Origin of the sequence: Flavobacterium fluvii (assembly GCF_900129545.1) — a bacterium.
Lineage (GTDB): Bacteria > Bacteroidota > Bacteroidia > Flavobacteriales > Flavobacteriaceae > Flavobacterium > Flavobacterium fluvii.
Genome location: NZ_FQWB01000001.1, coordinates 773,363 through 794,037, shown reverse-complemented (window position 1 = coordinate 794,037; position 20,675 = coordinate 773,363). Strand labels below are relative to the sequence as shown.

General features: G+C 36.7%; 20 protein-coding genes. 5 read left to right on the top strand and 15 right to left on the bottom strand.

Translation table 11 applies throughout. The features are described from left to right. Position 1: 1 nt before the first annotated feature. A complete protein-coding gene (locus tag BUC16_RS03345) occupies positions 2-766 on the bottom strand; it encodes an exodeoxyribonuclease III (RefSeq protein ID WP_073367923.1) in 765 nt (254 codons plus the stop codon). A 115-nt stretch (positions 767-881) separates the two neighbouring features. On the opposite strand from BUC16_RS03345, the gene BUC16_RS03340 reads away from it, so the two are divergent. Further along, complete coding sequence (locus BUC16_RS03340; RefSeq protein WP_073367922.1) at positions 882-2,684, top strand: GNAT family N-acyltransferase; 1,803 nt, start codon at positions 882-884, stop codon at positions 2,682-2,684. Positions 2,685-2,779: 95 nt separating this feature from the next. Here the strand turns inward: BUC16_RS03340 and BUC16_RS03335 are convergent, their stop codons facing one another. The 14 genes from BUC16_RS03335 to BUC16_RS03275 form a co-directional block, all read right to left on the bottom strand. Beyond that, positions 2,780-3,244 carry a DUF2752 domain-containing protein gene (locus BUC16_RS03335; RefSeq protein ID WP_073367920.1) on the bottom strand — a complete coding sequence of 155 codons (465 nt, stop codon included), beginning with the start codon at positions 3,242-3,244 and terminating at the stop codon, positions 2,780-2,782. After that, entirely contained in the window at positions 3,219-3,602 is a 384-nt protein-coding gene (locus tag BUC16_RS03330; RefSeq protein ID WP_073367918.1) for a DUF4234 domain-containing protein, read from the bottom strand. The genes BUC16_RS03335 and BUC16_RS03330 overlap by 26 nt, the downstream gene beginning before the upstream one ends. 73 nt (positions 3,603-3,675) lie before the next feature. Next, complete coding sequence (locus BUC16_RS03325; protein WP_073367916.1) at positions 3,676-4,167, bottom strand: DUF805 domain-containing protein; 492 nt, start codon at positions 4,165-4,167, stop codon at positions 3,676-3,678. A gap of 195 nt (positions 4,168-4,362) precedes the next feature. Beyond that, positions 4,363-5,313, bottom strand: a complete 951-nt coding sequence (locus tag BUC16_RS03320) for a 2-hydroxyacid dehydrogenase (RefSeq protein WP_073367915.1) — start codon at positions 5,311-5,313, stop codon at positions 4,363-4,365. Positions 5,314-5,625: 312 nt separating this feature from the next. After that, on the bottom strand, positions 5,626-6,402 hold the full coding sequence (proC, locus tag BUC16_RS03315) for a pyrroline-5-carboxylate reductase (RefSeq protein WP_073367913.1): 777 nt from the start codon (positions 6,400-6,402) through the stop codon (positions 5,626-5,628). Between the two features lie 71 nt (positions 6,403-6,473). Next, complete coding sequence (mgtE, locus tag BUC16_RS03310; protein WP_073367912.1) at positions 6,474-7,826, bottom strand: magnesium transporter; 1,353 nt, start codon at positions 7,824-7,826, stop codon at positions 6,474-6,476. Continuing rightward, the gene (gene rsmA, locus BUC16_RS03305) at positions 7,816-8,595 is read right to left on the bottom strand and encodes a 16S rRNA (adenine(1518)-N(6)/adenine(1519)-N(6))-dimethyltransferase RsmA (RefSeq protein ID WP_073367911.1); all 780 of its coding nucleotides are present in this window, start codon (positions 8,593-8,595) and stop codon (positions 7,816-7,818) included. Before rsmA ends, mgtE begins: the two co-directional genes overlap by 11 nt. A gap of 155 nt (positions 8,596-8,750) precedes the next feature. Next, positions 8,751-9,062, bottom strand: a complete 312-nt coding sequence (locus BUC16_RS03300) for a DUF4286 family protein (RefSeq protein ID WP_073367909.1) — start codon at positions 9,060-9,062, stop codon at positions 8,751-8,753. Between the two features lie 71 nt (positions 9,063-9,133). Continuing rightward, positions 9,134-10,912 carry a tetratricopeptide repeat protein gene (locus BUC16_RS03295; protein WP_073367908.1) on the bottom strand — a complete coding sequence of 593 codons (1,779 nt, stop codon included), beginning with the start codon at positions 10,910-10,912 and terminating at the stop codon, positions 9,134-9,136. An 87-nt stretch (positions 10,913-10,999) separates the two neighbouring features. After that, complete coding sequence (locus tag BUC16_RS03290; protein ID WP_073367906.1) at positions 11,000-11,374, bottom strand: YbbC/YhhH family protein; 375 nt, start codon at positions 11,372-11,374, stop codon at positions 11,000-11,002. 28 nt (positions 11,375-11,402) lie between these two features. Next, positions 11,403-12,674, bottom strand: coding sequence for a serine--tRNA ligase (gene serS / locus BUC16_RS03285; RefSeq protein WP_073367905.1), 1,272 nt, complete (start codon positions 12,672-12,674; stop codon positions 11,403-11,405). A gap of 164 nt (positions 12,675-12,838) precedes the next feature. After that, complete coding sequence (locus BUC16_RS03280) at positions 12,839-13,378, bottom strand: DMP19 family protein (RefSeq protein WP_073367903.1); 540 nt, start codon at positions 13,376-13,378, stop codon at positions 12,839-12,841. A gap of 23 nt (positions 13,379-13,401) precedes the next feature. Beyond that, a complete protein-coding gene (locus BUC16_RS17705) occupies positions 13,402-13,572 on the bottom strand; it encodes a hypothetical protein (RefSeq protein WP_170860845.1) in 171 nt (56 codons plus the stop codon). 260 nt (positions 13,573-13,832) lie between these two features. Further along, entirely contained in the window at positions 13,833-14,252 is a 420-nt protein-coding gene (locus tag BUC16_RS03275; protein WP_073367902.1) for a lipocalin family protein, read from the bottom strand. 313 nt (positions 14,253-14,565) lie between these two features. Between BUC16_RS03275 and metG the strand changes: the two genes are divergently transcribed. From metG to BUC16_RS03255, 4 genes are all read left to right on the top strand, one after another. Continuing rightward, entirely contained in the window at positions 14,566-16,626 is a 2,061-nt protein-coding gene (metG, locus tag BUC16_RS03270) for a methionine--tRNA ligase (protein WP_073367901.1), read from the top strand. 67 nt (positions 16,627-16,693) lie between these two features. Next, positions 16,694-17,380: an HAD family hydrolase gene (locus BUC16_RS03265; RefSeq protein WP_073367899.1), complete on the top strand. Its 687-nt coding sequence runs from the start codon at positions 16,694-16,696 to the stop codon at positions 17,378-17,380. A gap of 157 nt (positions 17,381-17,537) precedes the next feature. Further along, complete coding sequence (locus tag BUC16_RS03260) at positions 17,538-18,971, top strand: hypothetical protein (RefSeq protein WP_073367897.1); 1,434 nt, start codon at positions 17,538-17,540, stop codon at positions 18,969-18,971. A gap of 464 nt (positions 18,972-19,435) precedes the next feature. After that, positions 19,436-20,635: an OmpA family protein gene (locus BUC16_RS03255; RefSeq protein WP_073367896.1), complete on the top strand. Its 1,200-nt coding sequence runs from the start codon at positions 19,436-19,438 to the stop codon at positions 20,633-20,635. Positions 20,636-20,675: the final 40 nt, after the last annotated feature.

Here is a 20,675-nt window from a genome sequence, read left to right as displayed (position 1 = left end):
ATTATTCTATCTCCACCAAGCTCGGACAATGGTCAGAATGTTTGGCTTCGGGTAATATAACGGCTCTTTTTATTTTTTGTTTCAACGGTTCACTAACTAAACAATAATCAATGCGCCAGCCCTTGTTTTCCAGTCTTGCCGATGGAAATCGCATCGTCCACCACGTGTAATTACCGGGTTCTTTATTCAAAAATCGGAAACTGTCGATGAATCCACTTTTTATGAAACCATCCAACCAAGCTCTTTCTTCTGGCAAAAATCCCGAAACTTTCTTGTTACGAATTGGATCGTGAATGTCAATTGCTTCATGACAAATATTGTAATCGCCACAAATCACGAGATTGGGAATTTCTTTTTTCAATTCGTCAATGTAATTCTGGAAATCATCCATATACATAAACTTGTGCTCCAATCTTTCGATATTGGTTCCCGAAGGCAAATACAAACTCATCACCGACAACTCGTCAAAATCCAAACGAATGTTTCTTCCCTCAAAATCCATGTGCTCAATTCCCGTTCCAAAAACCACGTTGTTGGGTTTTACTTTGGACAAAATGGCCACGCCACTGTAGCCTTTCTTTGTGGCAGGAAACCAGTAATGATAGGGATAACCGGCGAGTTCAAAATCTAAAAGCGGAATTTGTTCTGGAGTTGCCTTGATTTCCTGGAGACAAATCACGTCGGGATTAGCTTGTTGCAACCAATCGATAAACCCTTTTGAAATAGCGGACCTGATTCCGTTGACGTTATAAGAAATGATTTTCATTATTATTTTTTTGTGTTTCAAATGTAATAAAAACTTCAAAGATTGAGGGGTAAAAAGAAAGAAAATGGAGTTTTTTGCTATCTTTGTTACCTGCTAAAAAAATCACAAACTAAATATGGGTTTAGTAACCGCTAAAGAAGTTGCAAAAGCAATAAACACTGACAAGTATGGATTTTTAGGTACTTTTTCAGGTTGGTTGTTGATGAAAGTATTAAAAATTTCGACCTTAAACAAAATATACGACAGAAACAAACACTTGAGTGAAGTGGAGTTTTTGAATGCCATATTGGATGAATTCCAGATAAAATTTGAAATCCCCGAAGAAGATTTTAAACGTTTGCCAAAAGATGGTGCTTATATTACCATTTCAAACCATCCACTTGGAGGAATTGACGGCATTTTGCTGTTGAAATTAATGCTGGAAAAAGAGCCTAATTTTAAAATTATTGCCAATTTTCTTTTGCATCGCATCGACCCGATGAAACCTTACATCATGCCGGTAAATCCTTTCGAAAATCACAAAGACGCCAAGTCGAGCGTAATTGGAATCAAGGAAACCTTGCGTCATTTGAGCGACGGAAAACCTCTGGGAATGTTTCCAGCCGGTGAAGTTTCGACCTACAAAGACGGAAAACTGGTCGTGGACAAAGTCTGGGAAGAAGGAGCCATAAAAGTAATCCGAAAAGCGCAAGTTCCAGTTGTTCCTATTTATTTTCATGCGAAAAACAGTTGGTTGTTTTACTATCTTTCGAAAATTAGCGACACCTTGCGAACTGCCAAATTGCCTTCGGAATTGTTGACGCAAAAAAATCGCGTGATCAAAGTCCGTATCGGCAAACCCATTTCCGTTGCGGAACAAAACGAATATGCCACCATTGAAGATTATTCGGAGTTTTTAAGACGAAAAACCTATATGTTGGCCAATCCTTTCGAAAAAGAAACGCCGTTTTTACCAACACCCAATTTAAAATTGCCAAAGAATCCGAAGGAAATCGTGACTGCTGCAAGCCTTGAAAAAATTATCAATGAGGTGGATACTTTGCGGGAAAATGACTGTCGATTGTTGCAAAGCAAGAACTACGAAGTGTTTTTTGCCAAAGCAAAAGAAATCCCGAATGTGCTTCACGAAATAGGTCGTTTGAGGGAGATTACGTTTAGGGAAGTGGGTGAAGGTACAAATGAATCAATCGATATTGACTCTTACGACAAATATTACCGTCATCTGTTTTTATGGGATGCAGATGCCCAAAAAATTGCGGGTGCTTATCGAATGGGATTGGGTTCGGAAATTTTTCCAAAATACGGAGTCGAAGGATTTTACCTGAACGATCTTTTCCGTTTTGAACCTGAACTATATGATATGCTGCACCATTCCATCGAAATGGGACGCGCTTTCATTGTCAAGGAATACCAACAAAAACCGATGCCGCTTTTCCTGCTTTGGAAAGGAATCATCCATATCACGCTGCATCATCCAGAGCATAAATTCTTGTTGGGCGGTGTGAGCATCAGCAATCAATTTTCTGATTTTTCGAAATCATTGATGATTGAATTCATGAAATCCAACTTTTACGACCCATATATCGCCCAATATATTCATCCGAAAAAAGCATTTAGGGTAAAACTGAAAGATGCCGACAAGGATTTTATTTTTGACGAAGCCGAAGCCGATTTGAACAAATTTGACAAACTCATTGACGAATTGGAACCGGGCACTTTAAGACTTCCTGTCTTGATTAAAAAATACATCAAACAAAACGCTCGCGTGGTCGCTTTTAATGTTGACCCTCTTTTTAACAATGCGATAGATGGATTAATGTACATCCGAATTTCGGACATTCCTGACAGCACCGTAAAACCGGTAATGGAAGAATTTCAGGCCGAATTGGAAAGAAAATTAGCAGAGAAAGAAGAGTAATTCCCTCTACTATTTGTCATTTCGACGAAGGAGAAATCTCATTAGTTGCTCTCGTTATGTGATTTCTCCTTCGTCGAAATGACACAAAGATATATTTACCTCCAAATCGACTGACGCAAAATGTCGTCAATGGAATTGTTGTTGATGAAATAAATGATTCTTATAAAATGATAAGCCGCCAGAAAGATTGCCAATCCATACGCCAATTTTTTGTTGAAAAGCAACGAGTTGAAATATTCCTTCTTCGTTATTAATTCCGTGGCAAGAACTCCAATTGCAACTAGGCAAAACAGAATCACGAATGGTCCCAAAATGTGATAATACAGGCTTTTTTGCAAATCCCCTTCGTAAAAATATACCAAGGATTTCGTTATTCCGCAACCTGGACACGGAAAACCGGTAAGCAACTTCAAAGGACATAGGGATTGAGCCGTTTCGAGATGATTGCCCTGTTCAAAAAAGATTAAAAAAAACGGAACCATCAGCGTGATAAATGCGCCGATGATTCCGTAAATTTTACGTTTGGATTGGGTATTAATTGTATAACTTGTTGATGTCATTTTGAACAATCATTGCTGCCGCCATTGGAAAGAAAAACCCTAAAATTATCAATAACGTTGAATCGTCTTTCTGTGGATAACCAATTCGTCTATACACTTGCGGCAATCCGTCTTTTCCCGCCAAATAAAAGAAATAAATATTTACGGGAAAACAACATCCAGCAAAAACAGCAATTGGCGTCGAAATAACTTCCCGTTCTGCCACTGCGTTCAACACTTCGGCTATTTTAATATTCCAATAAATTAAGTACAATCCGCAAGTTATAAATCCGAAGAGCAATACTAAAATTGGATCGACTTTGAATACAGGTATTGGATTATTTGGGGTGTTCCAAGCTTCAGGTTTTGTGGTTTCCATTGATTTTCAGTTATTTGTTTTGGGTAAAAATATAAAAATTATCGTAAGCTTTGTATTATTTTTTGAATTTTAATTAAGCTTCAGCTGTACCAATTTCATCTATTTCGTCATCCTCGTCAAAAATATTTTTAGGATCTGAACCATATTTATTCTTCCCATCATTACCTTCTGTAACAAAAAGAACTAACATCCAAATACAAATAGCAACCATAACTATAATTGGGATAGTAAACCAAATATTAAAAGAAGAAGTCCCTAATGTCAACATCCCAAGAACCAAACCTACTGCACAAATAATGATAGTAATATATGAAATTAGCAATATCCAACCGCTTTTACCAATATCATGCAATCTTCTTACCGATACTGACAAAGTTGGGATAAACACTGCAATACCATATAATAAATTCACACCAAATTTTATCCCTAATATCTTATCAAACATCATTGTGATGGTCGATATAATCATATTCATTAATACAAAATACCAATACTCGCTTCTTCTGGCTCTTCCATTAAAATTTGCGTAGTTTTCAAAAACCACTTTTTTGTACCATTCAATCATAATTAAAAAATATTTAGTTGATAACACCTACTCTTGTGGATTTTCGGACACTCCTCGTTTTTTTGGTTTCTGAACTCCATTGTGCCCGCTAATATAATAATTTTACAGAAAAATAGTGTTATTTAATGCAAAATAATGCATAAAAAACCCTTTGGTTAAAAACCAAAGGCAATTCAAATTAAACCCTAAAAGAGACTAAAAATACAATCTCTTGATTTTATCGACAATAACCTGCGCCAGTCGTTCGTGGCTTTCAAATGTCCAGCCGGCGATGTGTGGCGTTAGAATTACATTTTTTGCATTCAACAAATATTGGAAAGCTTCTGGTGTTTCTTTGTCTTGAAAAAGGGTTTCAAAAGACAATTTTTCGTATTCCAATACGTCCAAGCCCGCACCGAGAACTTTCTTGGTTTTCATCGCTTCGACCAAATCGGCAGTGACAATGTTTTTCCCTCTGGAAGTGTTTATAATCCAGAACGGTTTGGCAAAAGCATTGATGAAATCGGTGTTTATCATTTTGTTCGTTTCGGGAGTCCAAGGAATATGCAGACTCAAGACATCGGTTTTTTGTTGTAATTCCTGAAGTGAAACTTGTCTTGCATTTTCATCACCAACGTTTTCCAGAATGTCGTAACACAAGACTTCCACCTCAAAACCTCTCAGTTTTTTGGCAAAAGATTTTCCCATGTTTCCGTAACCAATGATGCCCACGGTTTTTCCGTCGAGTTCGTGACCACGGTTTTTTTCCCGGTTCCAATGTCCTGATTTTATTTCGCTGTCGGCTTGGTTCAAATTGTTGAAAAGCGACAAAATCATTCCCAAAGAATGCTCGGCAACGGCATTTCGGTTTCCTTCCGGTGCGGCAATCAGTTGAATGTTTTTGGATAAGGCGTATTCACAATCGATGCTTTCCAAACCAGCACCAACACGGGCAATGAATTGCAAATTGGTGGCTTTATCCAGAAATGTTTGGTCGATTTTGAATCGGCTACGGATAACGATGCCTTGATATTCTTGGATTTTGGCTTCAATTTCCGCTTTGGAAGAAGTGAAATCTTCGTGGTTGGTAAATCCTGCTTCTTGCAATTGTCCCCAAAGTATGGGATGATTGCTGTCGATGTGGAGGATTTTTATGGTTGTGTTCAAAATTGTAGATTTTTGAATGAAGATTCCAGATTTGGTGTTTCTGAATATTTATAGTAATACTTTATTTTTGCTATTTGTCACGCTGGAAGCGTCTCAATTATGTTGCTCTCGTGCGTTGAGACGCTTCCAGCGTGACAAACGAAATATAACGCAATGAGCACTGTATAATACCAATTCGTACAAGTTGCTCTTTCGCATTAGGGATGGCAGTGGAGCTCTTTTTTGAGGCAATTTTTCTTCACCTCAAAAAAAGCGGGAACGTACAGCCCGACCACGCTGGAACGATAGTGGAAGCGTGGGAATGCCCAAAAATTACCCCTTGATTTTCTTCAAAGCTGCTTTGATTCCGCGAACTAATGAGGAACTGAATCCGTGTGTTTCCATTTCGCTCAAACCTGCAATGGTACAACCTTGTGGCGTTGTTACTCTATCGATTAATTGTTCCGGATGGATGTTTTCTTCCAAAATCATTTCGGCAGCCCCTTTTACGGTTTGGGCTGAAATGGCCAAAGCCGTTTGCCAATCAAACCCGATTTCGATTCCGGCTTGCATCGAAGCACGAATGTAACGCAAGGCAAAAGCCGTTCCGCTTGCCGCCAAAACGGTAGCCGCATCCATTAATTTTTCGTCAATAATAGGCGCTGTTCCCAAATCTTGGAAAAGAGTCACCACATTTTGAGCTATTTCTTTGTGTTTTTCGTTAAACGCGATACAAGTCGCCGATGCACCAAACTGTGATGCAATATTGGGCATAATTCGGATGGCGCTGTTGGAATCGCCTATCTTTTTTTGCAAGTTTTCAATCGACAATCCGCTTACGGCAGAGGCAATTACTTTATTGGAAATTACTGGGAGAATCTCTGCCAAAACAGTATCTACTTGATACGGTTTGATGGTCAGAATAATGATATCTGCTTCTTGTATTCCTTGTTTGTTGTCCGTAGAAACGGTTACTCCCAATTCTTTCAAATGCAGAATACTTGCCGTGTTTCTTCTGGTAACGGTAACTTGATTATTCTTAGAAAACCGGACTATTCCCAATGCTACGGAAACACCAAGATTTCCTCCTCCAATAATATGTACTTTCATTTTTTATGATTTTCCCCAGCCGACCACGCCAAAGCTTGAAGCCGAAACTGAGAGTGTTAATTGTATATTTTTTAAAAACCTAAAATCAATCTTGCTATTGTAAAATAAATAAGAATTCCGCAAATATCATTGCTGGTGGTAATAAATGGGCCTGTTGCGAGTGCGGGGTCAATTCCCAATTTATCCAGTAATATTGGGACAAATGTCCCAATTAACGATGCAATAATGATTACCGAAATTAAGGCAATCGTTACAATGATTCCTATTATAAATTCTACGTTTAGAAGAAAATGGCTTCCCAAAAACAAAATGGTAGCCAGAATTACCCCATTCAATAAACTCAATGAAACTTCTTTTATCAATCGGTTGAACAAGGAACCGCTCAAAGTATCGTTTGCCAAACCTTGCACAATAATTGCCGAAGATTGTACGCCCACATTTCCTGCCATCGCGGCAATAAGCGGAGTAAAAAAGAATAAATTTCCGTGTTGCGACATTGCTCCTCCAAATAACCCAAGGACTTTTACGGACACAAAACCTCCCAAAAGTGCCAATACCAGCCAAGGCAAACGGGCTTTTGTCAATTCCAAAATACTGTCATCGGCTTCAACGTCTTGCGAGATACCTGCAGCCAATTGGTAATCTTCGGTTGCTTCGTCCTTGATTACATCCACGATATCATCGATGGTAATTCGGCCTACCAATCGACCCAATTCATCAATTACCGGAATGGCTTCCAAGTCGTATTTTTGCATGATACGAGCCACCTCAACATCTTCGGTATCCACGATTACCGAATTCAATTTTTTGATATATACTTCTCTAATAGGCGTTTTTGCCGCAGTTGTCAATAAATCCTTGAGCGATAAACGACCTAAAAGTCGGTCTTCATCATCCACCACATAAATAGAATGAACCCTGGAAATGTTTTTGGCCTGGATTCGCATTTGTTTGATACAGGTAAAAACGTCCCAGTTTTCGTTGACCTTCACCAATTCCTTGTGCATGATCCCACCGGCAGTGTCTTCCTTGTAACGCAACAAATCGACAATGTCTTTGGCGTGTTCCACGTCTTGAAGTTCCGAGATTACTTCCTGCTTTTTGCTTTGCGAAAGTTCGGCAATAATATCGGCGGCATCATTGGTTTCGAGTTCGTCGAGTTCTTCCGCGATTTCTTTTGGCGAAAGCCTGCTCAATATTTTCTCCCGCAAATCATCCTCTAATTCCAGAAGGATTTCGGCAGTTTTTTCAGAATCTAAAACCTTGAAAATATAAGTGGCTTCATCAAAATCAAGCTCATCGAGAATTTCTGCAATATCAGCATGGTGCAAATCATTCAATAAAACTTCCAGTTGTTGGTCGTCTTTACTTTGAATAAATTGCTCTAATTCTTGAATTAGTTCTTTGCTGATTTTAAACTCCATCGGCTTCTATTTTTTGGGTCAATGCTATAAATTCTTCAACGCTAAGTTGTTCCGGACGCAGGTTAAAAACTTCGTCTTCTCTCAAAATGTCGGACAAATTTAGTGTTTTTAAACTATTTCTCAAGGTTTTTCTACGCTGCTGGAAAGCGGTTTTCACGACTGTAAAAAGCAATTTTTCACCGCAAGGCAAGCTATAATCTTCTTTTCTTCGCATTCGCATCACGCCTGATTTAACTTTTGGAGGCGGATTAAAAACGTGTTCATCTACCGTGAATAAATATTCGACATCGTAAAATGCCTGCGCCAAAACCGAAAGAATTCCATAGGCTTTACTTCCTTTTTTCTCGCAAATACGTTCAGCCACTTCTTTTTGGAACATTCCTGCGAATTCCGGAATCTGGTCACGGTATTCCAATGTTTTAAAAACAATTTGCGTGGAAATATTGTAGGGGAAATTCCCGATGATGGCGAACTGTTTTCCTTTGAAAACTTCATTGATATCGTATTTCAGGAAATCTTTGGAAATGATTTTATCTTTCAATTTCGCATAATGAACACCCAAATATTCAACCGATTCGGTATCAATTTCGATAACATAGGTATTGATTGGTTTTTCCAATAAATACTTGGTCAAAACACCCATTCCAGGTCCAATTTCCAACACATCCTCATAACCTTCTAAATTCAATGTGTCGGCGATGTTTTTTGCCACGCTTTCGTCTTTCAAGAAATGCTGTCCGAGGTGTTTTTTGGCTGTTACTTTTTCCATATTGTTTTTTTTAACCGCAAAGACGCAAAGGCGCAAAGTGTTATTTTCTATAATTTTAATATTGCGTTCAATGGAACGCGGATGAGTCGGATTTTATGGATAGTCGCGGATTTTTTCTCAACTGAATACTGCGACTGAACACTGAACACTTTTATCTAATGCTCCGAAATCACTTCCAATTCCGTTCTGAAAGAAAGCATTTTGTCTCCAAATAATTTTATTCCTTCTTCACGTAATGCCGGTGCATCTTCCAGGTAATATTTTTGTAAAGTTTCCTTGCTGTCTGTGACATATTGAACCGAATAAGTTGTTCCTCCCATTTCTTCTTCGATTAGAACACGTACCATTTTAGCCGAAGAGAATTTTCCCGTGGCCAGCATTTCAGGAATGTGTTTGTGTTGCATCCAAATCATCCATTGCTGATGAACGCTTTCGTGTATGTTTGTGGTAACGTTGTAAATGATCATTGTTGTGAATTAGTTTAATCGGTTAATTATTTAACCGGTTAATCGATTAAACAATTAACCGATTAACTTTTTTAAAGATTCTTGTCTCCCCGTAATTGTCGGTATTCCTTTCGGGCTTCTACAAAGTAAATACTGTCTTGATGATTGAAAATTATTTTCTCATAAAGCAGTTTCGCTTTTTCGGGTTGTTGTAATTTTTTATTCTCAATTTCTGCCGAAAAAAACAGGGCTTCGTCTATGTAAATTCCATCTGCGTGATGTTCAATAATTGCTTGGTATTGGTTTAATGCCAAGTTATACTCGCCTTGTTTTTCGTAAATTTTCCCCAAACGCAACAAAGTTACTGCCTCGATTTCCTGCCCTTTAAAGCCTTTCAAAATTGCCTGAAACTGGGCTGTTGCTTCCCTGTCCCTGTTTTGATACAAGAGATAGTCACCTTTGGCAAATTGTTTCAGGGCCGTTTGCGTCGAATCGGCAACGGTATTGTCACTGATTAAAAGGAAATATTCCAAAGCATCATTGGCAATCAACTGTGTGCTCGCCGATTTCAATTCCTTGAACTGTTTCGAAGCCCACACAAAATCCCCTTGAAAATAACTGGTTTTGGCGGCCTTCAAACTCGCTTCGTGCGCCACGGCATCGTTTTTTAAATCCTCTTCAATCTGGGAATAATAAATCAATGCCTGATTGAATTTTTCTTCAAAAAGCAAAATATCGGCCAACTCCATTTTGGCTTTAGCCTCTTCGTAAGCTTTCAGTTGTAATGTGAGTGCTTTTTTAACCATGGCTTTTCCTTCTTCGGGTTTTCTCAAATTAAATGCCACGAAATGTGCCTGAATCAGTTGCAAAGATAAGCTAATTGGCGTTATCCCGTATTCCGTCAACAAAGCGGTTAATTCCGCATTGATGGCGGTAAAATCTTTTTCGGGTGCTTTTTCAATTTTCATTTCAAGCAAATACGAATGTGCCTGAATCAGCAACTCCAAATCTTTGGTATTTTCCAAAACAAATCCCAGAATTTCTTTGGCGGCTTCCTGATCGTCTTCTTCAATGGCGAGTTGTCCCAAATTGACGATACTGGAAAGTGAATCGGGATTGCGTTTATAGACTGCTTTTTCCTGAATAAAGGCTTTTCCAAACTCTTTTTGCTGTACATAAAACCAACTCAAATATTCGTTCCAAAAAACATCTTGATTTTTTTGAGCCCTTGTAATTAATGCTTTTCGCAAAGTTTCGTTGAAGTTTTCATCGCCTTCCTCCACCATAAAACGAGCCAGTTGATTTTGGATTTGTATCGAATTCTGGGGATTGGCATAAGCTTCGTCCAAGAAAGTGGAAATCATCATTTCCGTGTTGCCCAATTGTCCGTAAAGCAATGCCATCTGATAATTAAAATTATACTTCGGCTCAACTGCAATTGCGGCTTGATAGGCTTTCAGCGCTTGTTCCAACAAGACTTTTCTCTCGAAAGAATTAGCAATTCCATAAACTTCATTCGGATTTTTCTTGATGAGCTCGATTGCCTCGTTATAATACTTTTTGGCGGAAGCCTCGTTCTTTTGCAACTGGAAATTATAACCCAATTCCACCAAAAGGCTGCCTTTTTTGTAGGTATTCAATCGTGCCTGAATGGCTTTTTCGGCAACATCAAATTGCTTTAATTGCTGGTAACAGTCTATCGTTTTTTGGAAATACTGCGGATTTTGTGGTGCCAATTTCAATAATTCCTCAAAACTGATTTTAGCTTTCTCGAAATCCCCTTTTTCGTAGTAATACTGTGCCAATTGATCGTTTTGTGAAAAACAAACCAATGAAAAAAACAGGGCGATATGTAAAAAGAGTTTTTTCATTGATTCAGAATCATTATTTAACCATATAAGGCATTTAAGGTCATATAAGAAATAATTAAAAACATTGGAAAATTAGATACGAAAATATTATTTCCCGTGAGTTATCTTTAAAACCTGAGCGTTTTTAGCATCAATAATAATTAAAAAAGTTCCTCCCTTACTTCTTTCCGGCAAAGTTCCTGAAATAACCCAATAGTTTTTAATTAAATATTTCTCATAAGGCTTTTGTTCTTCAATATTTGCTTTTCCATAAATTTCAAAAAGGACTGCTTCTGCAATTTTAATCGCCGTATTACTGCTTTTCACTATTAACTCTTTGTTGTCGACAACATTATGTCCAGATTTTTTTGCTAAAACCGCATCCAATTCTTCTTTTGCATATTTTTTACCAAAAACTGTTCTGTTATTTTGGGCGTAAGAACTAATTGTGAAAGCCAAAAAAATTACGAACAAATATTTCATAAGGTCGTTTTTTTTACCATATAATGTACTAATTTATAATATCAAACCCGCAATACGGACGCAAAACCTCAGGAATTACAATTCCTTCCGCAGTTTGGTAATTCTCCAAAATTCCTGCCAAAACTCTTGGCAATGCCAATGAACTTCCGTTTAGGGTGTGTGCCAATTGGTTTTTCCCGTCTTTGTCCTTGAAACGCAATTTCAAACGATTCGCCTGAAAAGTCTCGAAATTAGAAACGGAACTGATTTCCAACCAACGTTCTTGCGCCGTAGAATACACTTCAAAATCATAAGTCAAAGCCGAAGTGAATCCCATATCGCCGCCACAAAGACGCAATATTCTGTACGGTAATTTCAATTCTTGGAGAATATTTTTTACGTGTTCCACCATTCCTTCCAAAGCTTCATACGATTTATCAGGATGTTCGATGCGCACGATTTCTACTTTGTCAAATTGGTGCAAACGGTTCAATCCACGAACGTGGGCACCATAAGAACCTGCTTCACGACGGAAACAAGGCGTATAGGCCGTGGTTAAAATCGGCAATTCGTTTTCGGTCAAAATCACGTCACGAAACAAATTTGTCACTGGAACTTCTGCCGTTGGAATCAGGTACAAATCATCTGTTTTGTCGTGATACATTTGCCCTTCTTTGTCCGGCAATTGCCCTGTTCCGTAAGCCGAAGCTTCGTTTACCATATGTGGCACCTGAACTTCATTGTAACCTGCAGCCGTATTTTTATCCAGAAAATAATTAATTAAGGCACGTTGCAATTTGGCTCCTTTTCCTTTATAAACCGGAAATCCTGCACCTGTAATTTTGTTTCCTAATTCAAAATCGATGATGTCGTATTTTTTTACCAAGTCCCAATGCGGCTGTGCTCCTTCGTGCAAAACTGGAATATCGCCTTCTTCGAAAATGTTTAAGTTTTCCTCCGGAGTTTTTCCTTCCGGAACAATATCAGCGGGAAGATTCGGTAAAGTGTATAATTTTTCTAAAAGATCGGCAGCTAATTGATCGGCAGTTTCGGACAAAGCCTTGCTTTTTTCTTTCAACAAAACTGTTTTTTCCTTGAGAATGGCGGCTTTTGATTTTTCGCCAGCTTTCATCAATTCGCCAATGTCTTTGGATAATTTATTAGATTCGGCTAAAGTATTGTCCAGCTCTACTTGTGCAGCACGACGGCTTTCATCCAGCTGTACCACTTCTTCAACAACACTTGCGGCATCCATATTTCTTTTTGCCAAAGCCTTGATTACTTTCTCCTGATTCTCTCTAATAAATGCAATTTGTAACATATCCTGATTTTTTAAACGCTAACTTTTATAATAACGTCAGCAAATTTAAGGAAATGTTTGATAGAAATAAGACAAAAGTTTTAGGGTATTCGGGTTTAAAATTTTCAACCACAAATTACACAAATTGTCACAAATTTTATTGCTTTTTGAAACAGATTAAATTTTTACTCTCTTTTAATCTCGTGACCCACAAATTCTTCTAAAGTGGCGAACATTTCGTCAACGGAAAGCACTTCGAAATCGGGGTGTGATTTCAAAAAATTAGCGTTCAAAGTAATGAGGTTTTCTTCCAATTCGAAAAAAGTGTCGTTGTTGAGCAAATCTCGAACAGGATTTACACCTTCCAGTTTTCCTTTCAGGAATTTATTGAGCTTTACACTGCTCATTAATTTTACTTTTTTGGATTGTTGCTGGAATAATTCCAAATGTTTTTCTGCGCCAATCAAAGCCAAACCTTCTTCAATCAATTCGTTTAATTCGGCATTCCAACCTGAATGATGTACAAATTGGGCAAAGTTTCCCGTAGCACATTGGGAATAATAATAGTCCAAATAATAACTCATCAGGGCATCTTCGTGAATGAATTCGTCGTCTATTTTTTCCTCCCGCATTAAATTGATTACTGAAATATTGGAGTGAATCACATCCTGAAGATTTTCACTGTTAAAAGCTGTTTCCGAAACTATTATTCTACCGAATTCCATTTGATTATTTTTAAGTGTGGGATTTATTTTGGATCAGATTCGTTACTGTTCCTTTTCTGATTCATTTTTGCCACTAAAGCTTTCAAGCGTAAGGCGCTTTCTTTTTTCCCTTCTTGAAGTTTAGCCTTCTTTCGACTGAGCAATTTGGTATGCAAAGCCTTGTTTTTGGTGTTTTTTTCAGGTCCTTTTGCCATAATCTGCTATCTTCAATAATTCAGTTTGCAAATATAAACAAAGATGGCGGATTAGTTCAGTACATAACCATTTTGAAATCCAAAATCCCTAGCCCCGATAGTAGTGAAAATCCTTTTGCTTTTTTTCTTTAAAAAGCAAAAGATTGCAACGAATAGCGGGAAATAGCTCCAAATAAAAGAACGGAAACAACTTTGAAAGTCATTTCCGTTTTTATGCTACATCCAAAAGATGCAGGATCAATCACACCAGAATAAATTAATTATCTGATGTAAACCGAGATAGCGTTACCATTTCTTAACTTTAGTTCAGTAAGTGTAAGATTAACAATGTCATAAGTAGTGGTTACACCATTAAGAACAATTGTTACTTTACTGTCTCCTCTGGAATAAGTTCCTGACGTAGTTGTCAGTGCACATGGGCTAACAGTAGAACTATAATCTCCCGAAGTCATTGTATTACCAACCTTTAGATTAATAAAATCATGGTCACAGCCAATTGTATTTTGTGGCGGATCACTCAATGTTTCTACACCGTTAACATTGGTACCAACTTTGACAATACCCCACTTCCCTACTATAGGAGCTAATGTATCCCCTTCGTTTGCTTCACTAGGATTACAAGACGTTGCAAATAATCCGATACTTAATGCTAATGCAAATAATATGCTTTTAATTTTCATCCTAATATTTATTTAAAATTAATAATGGCTAAATTAGCTTTATAGTTGCCGAAGAATGTTACACAATTATCGGTATAAATTATATTATTACTTGATGTGTGTGCAATTCCTAGTAGTGGAGATTTTTATAGTTTTTCTTTAAGAGGCAAAAGATTATGACGCATAGTGGAACATCACAGATTTAGCGAAGCTAAATAGCTTTTGATTACTTCACTTGTAAATATTTTCAAATGTGTTCCGTGAACCTTGTTTATCACGTTCCTCGCAATGACAATAAATAATTCCTTATTTTTGCCCAAAATTAAACTGAATTATGTTACAGAATCCTAAAAGATATACCATTACGGCGGCATTGCCTTATACCAACGGACCTATTCATATTGGGCATTTGGCGGGTGTTTACGTGCCTTCGGATATTTATTCCAGATATTTAAGATTGCAGGGAAGAGACGTTTTGTTTGTTTGTGGAAGCGACGAACACGGCGTGGCGATTTCGATGAAAGCCAAAAAAGAAGGAGTTACACCTCAGGAAGTAATCGATAAATATGATGGAATTATCAGGAAATCATTCTCGGATTTTGGAATTTCGTTTGATAATTATTCCAGAACTTCGGCCAAGATTCATCACGAAACGGCTTCGGAATTCTTTAAAGCACTGTACGACAAAGGTGATTTTATCGAAGAAGTGACCGAACAATTGTATGATGCCAAAGCAGATCAATTCTTGGCAGACCGATTTGTTGTTGGAACTTGCCCGAAATGTGGAAACGAAGAAGCGTATGGCGACCAATGCGAAAAGTGTGGTTCGACTTTGAACGCCACGGATTTGATCAATCCAAAATCTACCATTACGGGAGAAACTCCTGTTTTGAAATCGACGAAACACTGGTTTTTGCCTTTGGATCGTTATGAAGAATTTTTGAAGGAATGGATTCTTGTTGGACATAAAAATGACTGGAAACCCAACGTTTACGGACAGGTAAAATCCTGGATTGATGGAGGCTTGGAACCTCGTGCCGTAACCCGTGACCTAGATTGGGGAATTGACGTTCCTGTTGAAGGTGCCGAAGGGAAGAAATTATATGTTTGGTTTGATGCTCCAATTGGCTATATTTCTTCAACCAAAGAATGGGCTCAAAGAGAAGGAAAAGACTGGGAACCTTATTGGAAAGATCAAGAAACAAAATTGGTACACTTTATAGGCAAAGACAATATTGTTTTCCATTGCATCATTTTTCCTGCGATGTTGAAAGCCGAAGGAAGTTATATTTTGCCGGATAATGTTCCTGCCAATGAGTTTTTAAATTTGGAAGGAAATAAACTTTCGACTTCTAAAAACTGGGCGGTTTGGTTACACGAATATTTGGAAGAATTTCCGAACCAACAGGATGTTTTACGTTATGCTTTGACATCGAATGCTCCGGAAACCAAGGACAACGATTTTACCTGGAAAGATTTTCAGGCAAGAAACAACAACGAATTGGTGGCGATTTTTGGAAATTTCATCAATCGTGTGGTGGTGTTGACCAATAAATATTACGAAGGAATTGTTCCGACTCCAAACGAACTTTCAGAAGTGGACGAACAAACTTTGACCGAATTAAAAGCATATCCTGCTGTTATTTCGAGTTCGATAGAACGCTACAGATTCCGTGAAGCTTTGGGCGAATTGATGAATGTTGCCCGATTAGGGAATAAATATCTTGCCGACGAAGAGCCTTGGAAAATGGTAAAAACCGATCCAGCTCGTGTGCAAACCCAAATGTATGTGGCATTGCAGATTGCTGCGGCTTTGAGTTCACTTTGCGAACCTTTCTTGCCTTTCACGGCTGCAAAATTATCTAGAATTCTTAAACTGGAAAACCCAATTGATTGGAAAACAGTTGCTGATGATTCCGATTTGATTCCTGCCGGACATACGATTGGCGAAGCAGAATTATTGTTTGCCAAAATTGAAGATGAAGAAATTCAAAAACAAATAGACAAGCTGGAAGCGACCAAAACTGCTAATAATGCCGAAAACAAAGTAGCTGAACCTCAAAAAGATTTGATTCAGTTTGAGGATTTTGCAAAAATGGATTTGCGCACAGGAACAATTCTGGAAGCAGAAAAAATGCCGAAAGCCAATAAACTCTTGATTTTGAAAGTAGACACCGGAATTGATATTCGTACTATTGTTTCAGGAATTGCAGAGAGTTTCAAACCCGAAGACATCATTGGAAAACGCGTAACCGTTCTCGTGAATTTGGCGCCAAGAAACCTTCGTGGCGTGGAAAGCCAGGGAATGATTTTGATGACCAATAATGCCGAAGGAAAACTGGTTTTTGTAAATCCGGATGCGGATGGTGTTGCGAATGGAGAGACGATAAATTAAAAAAAATTAACCGCTGATTCGCTGATTATTTTTATTAATCTGTGAATCAGCGGCAAAATAAATAAAAATGAACCTAAAAGTAATTGCCTTCGACGCTGACGACACCTTATTTGTAAACGAACCTTATTTTCAGGAAACGGAACAAAAATTCTGTGCTTTGATGGAGGATTATTTGTCGCATCAGGGTATTTCGCAAGAACTTTTTAGGGTTGAAATCGATAACTTGAAAATCTACGGTTATGGAATCAAAGCTTACATTCTTTCGATGATTGAAGCGGCTATGAAAATTTCGAACAACACCATTCCTGTTGAAGTCATTGAAAAAATCATCGAATACGGAAAAGAATTATTGGAAAAACCAATTGAATTATTGGACGGTGTTGAAGAAACCTTGCAAGCTTTAAACGGAAAATACAAATTGGTTGTCGCCACCAAAGGAGACCTGCTAGACCAACGCCGAAAATTACACAATTCGGGCTTGGGACATTATTTTCACCATATCGAGGTAATGTCGGACAAACAAGAAGTAGATTATACCGATTTGTTAAAACGTTTAGAAATACAACCCGAAGAATTTTTCATGATTGGCAATTCCTTAAAATCGGATGTCTTGCCGGTTTTGGCCATTGGTGGTTATGCTGTTCACATTCCTTTTCACACTACTTGGGAACACGAAAAAATTAACCATAAAGTGGAACACAAGAACTTTTGGACTTTCGAAAAAATTACAGATGTCTTGAAAAAATTAACCTAACAATGAAAACGTTTTTTTGGGCAATCTTTGAAACTCATTGAATCAAAACGTATTAAATTGCAAAAAGTTTGAATACACTCTTTTTAATTGTTTCCTCAAAAATTTAATTACAGAAAACACATTAAAAAATTGGCAAGGTTTTGGCTAGTAAAAAAGTGTGAAAAAATTACTTCTATTTTTGCTTCTAACCTGCAAATCAACATTGTTCAGTCAAACAATATTGACTTCTTTTCCTTTGGATTTAAAAAATTCGAAAGAAAACATTCAATCACTAAGTGTCGAGAATGTGCGAACGCATGATGTGTTTGTCTTTGCGACAGACGACAATAATATTACCATTTTAAAATACAACAGTGCTCTATTTCTGACCAACCAATATACTGGTCCACTGAAAACTTTAGCCTATAAATCATTAATTGGGTACAGCTTTAGTGAAGATGGAAACCCAACTCTCTATTGGTCCTCGGAAGGATTTAAAAACATTTTAGTCATCAAATATTATTTGGAAAGCAAAACTCATAAAATTTTAAATTTTACATTTCCTTTCGCGAGCCAGTATGTGGTAACACAATTTCAGAATAATAATTTATTTCACATTCTTGCTAAAGACAGATTTAAACAGGCATTAATTGTCTATACTTTTAGAGATGAAAAGGTAGAACAAAAAATAATTGACTTTTCTTCTTTTAATTTCCAAGATGAAAACACTCAATTCGTAACATTTAATCAAATTATTGGGAGGAATCCAATTGAAAAAATTGAAATAGACGAATATAATCCTTTGTTCAAAAGCACCAAAAAAAGCAAAGTATATATGCTGAAAGACCATATTATCTTGACATTGGACCATAATCCCAAAAAGACCCAAGTATTTGACATTAACTTGGAAAGTCATGATTTAACCGAAAAAAACTTCACACAATCGAGTATTCAAGATCCAAAAAAAATAACTAATTCTTTTTATCAAGAAGACAAACTTTACCAAATTACCGCCAGTGAATCCGAACTTTTACTCGATATAAAAGATTACAATTCCAGCCAAACCATAAAAAGCATTAAAGTTTCCAAAAATGACACGATACATTTTAAAAACTCCCCATTAGTAATTCAAAAAGACAACAGAAAACCAACAGAATTAAAAAAAACAAAAAAATTTCTTAAACATCTGTATCTTTTAGACATAGGTTTATCAGTTTTTAAAAACAAACAAAACACTTTTATTACCGTAGGAGGAACCCCTAAAACAGTTGATTTATCCTATTTGGATTATACACTTTTTGAAGAAGATTTTGCGCCAATCTATCAGTCCGAAAGTGTTTATTTTGAAAGCATATTGGATTCTAATTTTGAGTTCTTACATCAAGAAGAACAGCCTCTTGCCATTGACAATATTCTCTATTTTTTAAGTTTGAATAAAAAAGTAACATCAAAAAACATATTAAAATATAAAGATTATTATATTTTAGGCTATTACGACAATACTGCAAAACAATACGTCATGCGTAAATTTACTGATGGATTTAATTGGGAAAATCAGTATTTGATACCCAAATCCATATTCTTTTCTAAATCTTCCCCAAATGGAAATTAAATTTATTTCGAATATTACGATTCCTTAAAATCGGATGTATTACCTGTTTTGGTTATTGTCGGTTTTGCTACCGATATTCTATTTCACAATACTTGGCAAAACAAAAATTTAACCATAAAATAGAACACAAAAACTTTTACACTTTCGAAAGATTACGAACGTCTTGAAAAGGCTGAATTCACAGGAAATTGACTGATTTTTAGACGGCTGAAGCTTCTTTTTATTTTTTATTAAGAAAATTATTCCCAAAATTATTATTTTGACCATTTTGGAATAAAAATTTTTTGGGATAAATTTATGAAATCAAAACTTTTTATATTTTAAAAAAACTAAATTATCAATAAAAACCTCTCAAAGCCCGCATTTTTACAAAATAATTACAAATTATTATATAATTTACTGATTAAATTTCTTATTAAACTATATGTTGTAAATTTGTCTCTGAATCTTAAAACAAAAAAATTATGAAAAAACTTATACTGACATTAGTTTTTGCCGCTTCATTCTCAAGCTTAAGCGCTCAAACTGAAACTGAAAAAAAAGAAAACAACACCGACTTTAATCAATGGTCTGTTGAATTAGACGGTGGATTTAACAAACCGCAAAGACCAATGGGCGCGGGTGCTTACACTGAAATAGTTAGTCCTTATGTGGTTAATCTTGGTGCTAGATACATGTTCAACAACAAATTCGGTTTGAAAGCTGATTTTGGTTATAACTCTTTTCAAGAAGAAACTGGATCGGTTGATTTTGACACTAAACTTTACAGAGTAGCGGTACAAGGAGTAATAAACGCAGGTAGAGTTTTAAATTTTGAAGATTGGACAAATACAATTGGTTTGTTATTTCATGCTGGTGTTGGTGTTGCTCAACTTGAAGACCAAAATTCTGCTGGCAAAGACAAAATCGGTAATTTTATTGGAGGTGTAACTGGTCAAATTAGATTAAGTGACAGATTTGCTTTAACAGGAGATTTCACTACCATTGTTACTGCAAAACAAGACCTTAATTTTGACGGAAGTAATTTCAATGGAACTAGTGGACTTCAAGGATTTCTTTTCACAGGTACTGCAGGTTTAACTTATTACTTAGGTAAAAACACAAAACATGCTGACTGGGTTGTTATCAATGTAACAGATGAGTTGGAAAACAAATTGGCTGCTTTAGAAGCTAAATTAACTCAAGATACCGATAATGATGGTGTAGCTGACTTTAAAGACGAAGAGCCTAACTCTGCTCCTGGTGCGGTGGTTAATACAAAAGGGAAAACTATTGTAGTAAAAGATGCTCAAGGTACTGTTGTTAAGACAGAATCAGACCTTAAAACATTAATTAATGGTGGATATGTTGGAGTTTATTATGACTTTAACAAATCTACACCTACTGGAGATTCTACTGGGAATATTGATTTTATCTTAACTTACCTTAGAAACAATCCTTCTGCTAATGTTGAAATTACAGGATATGCTGATGAAATTGGAAGTACTTCTTACAACAATACATTATCAAATGCAAGAGCTAATAATGTAAAAGAAACTTTAGTTAAAGCTAATATTGATGCATCAAGATTGACAATAGTTGGAGCTGGAGAAGATACTTCAGTAAGCAAAGATTCTGATGCTGCTAGAAGTCTAGTTAGAAAAGTTACTTTTAAAATAAAATAAGCTAATCTTTTTTTAGCACATATAAGCCCTAAAGGAAATT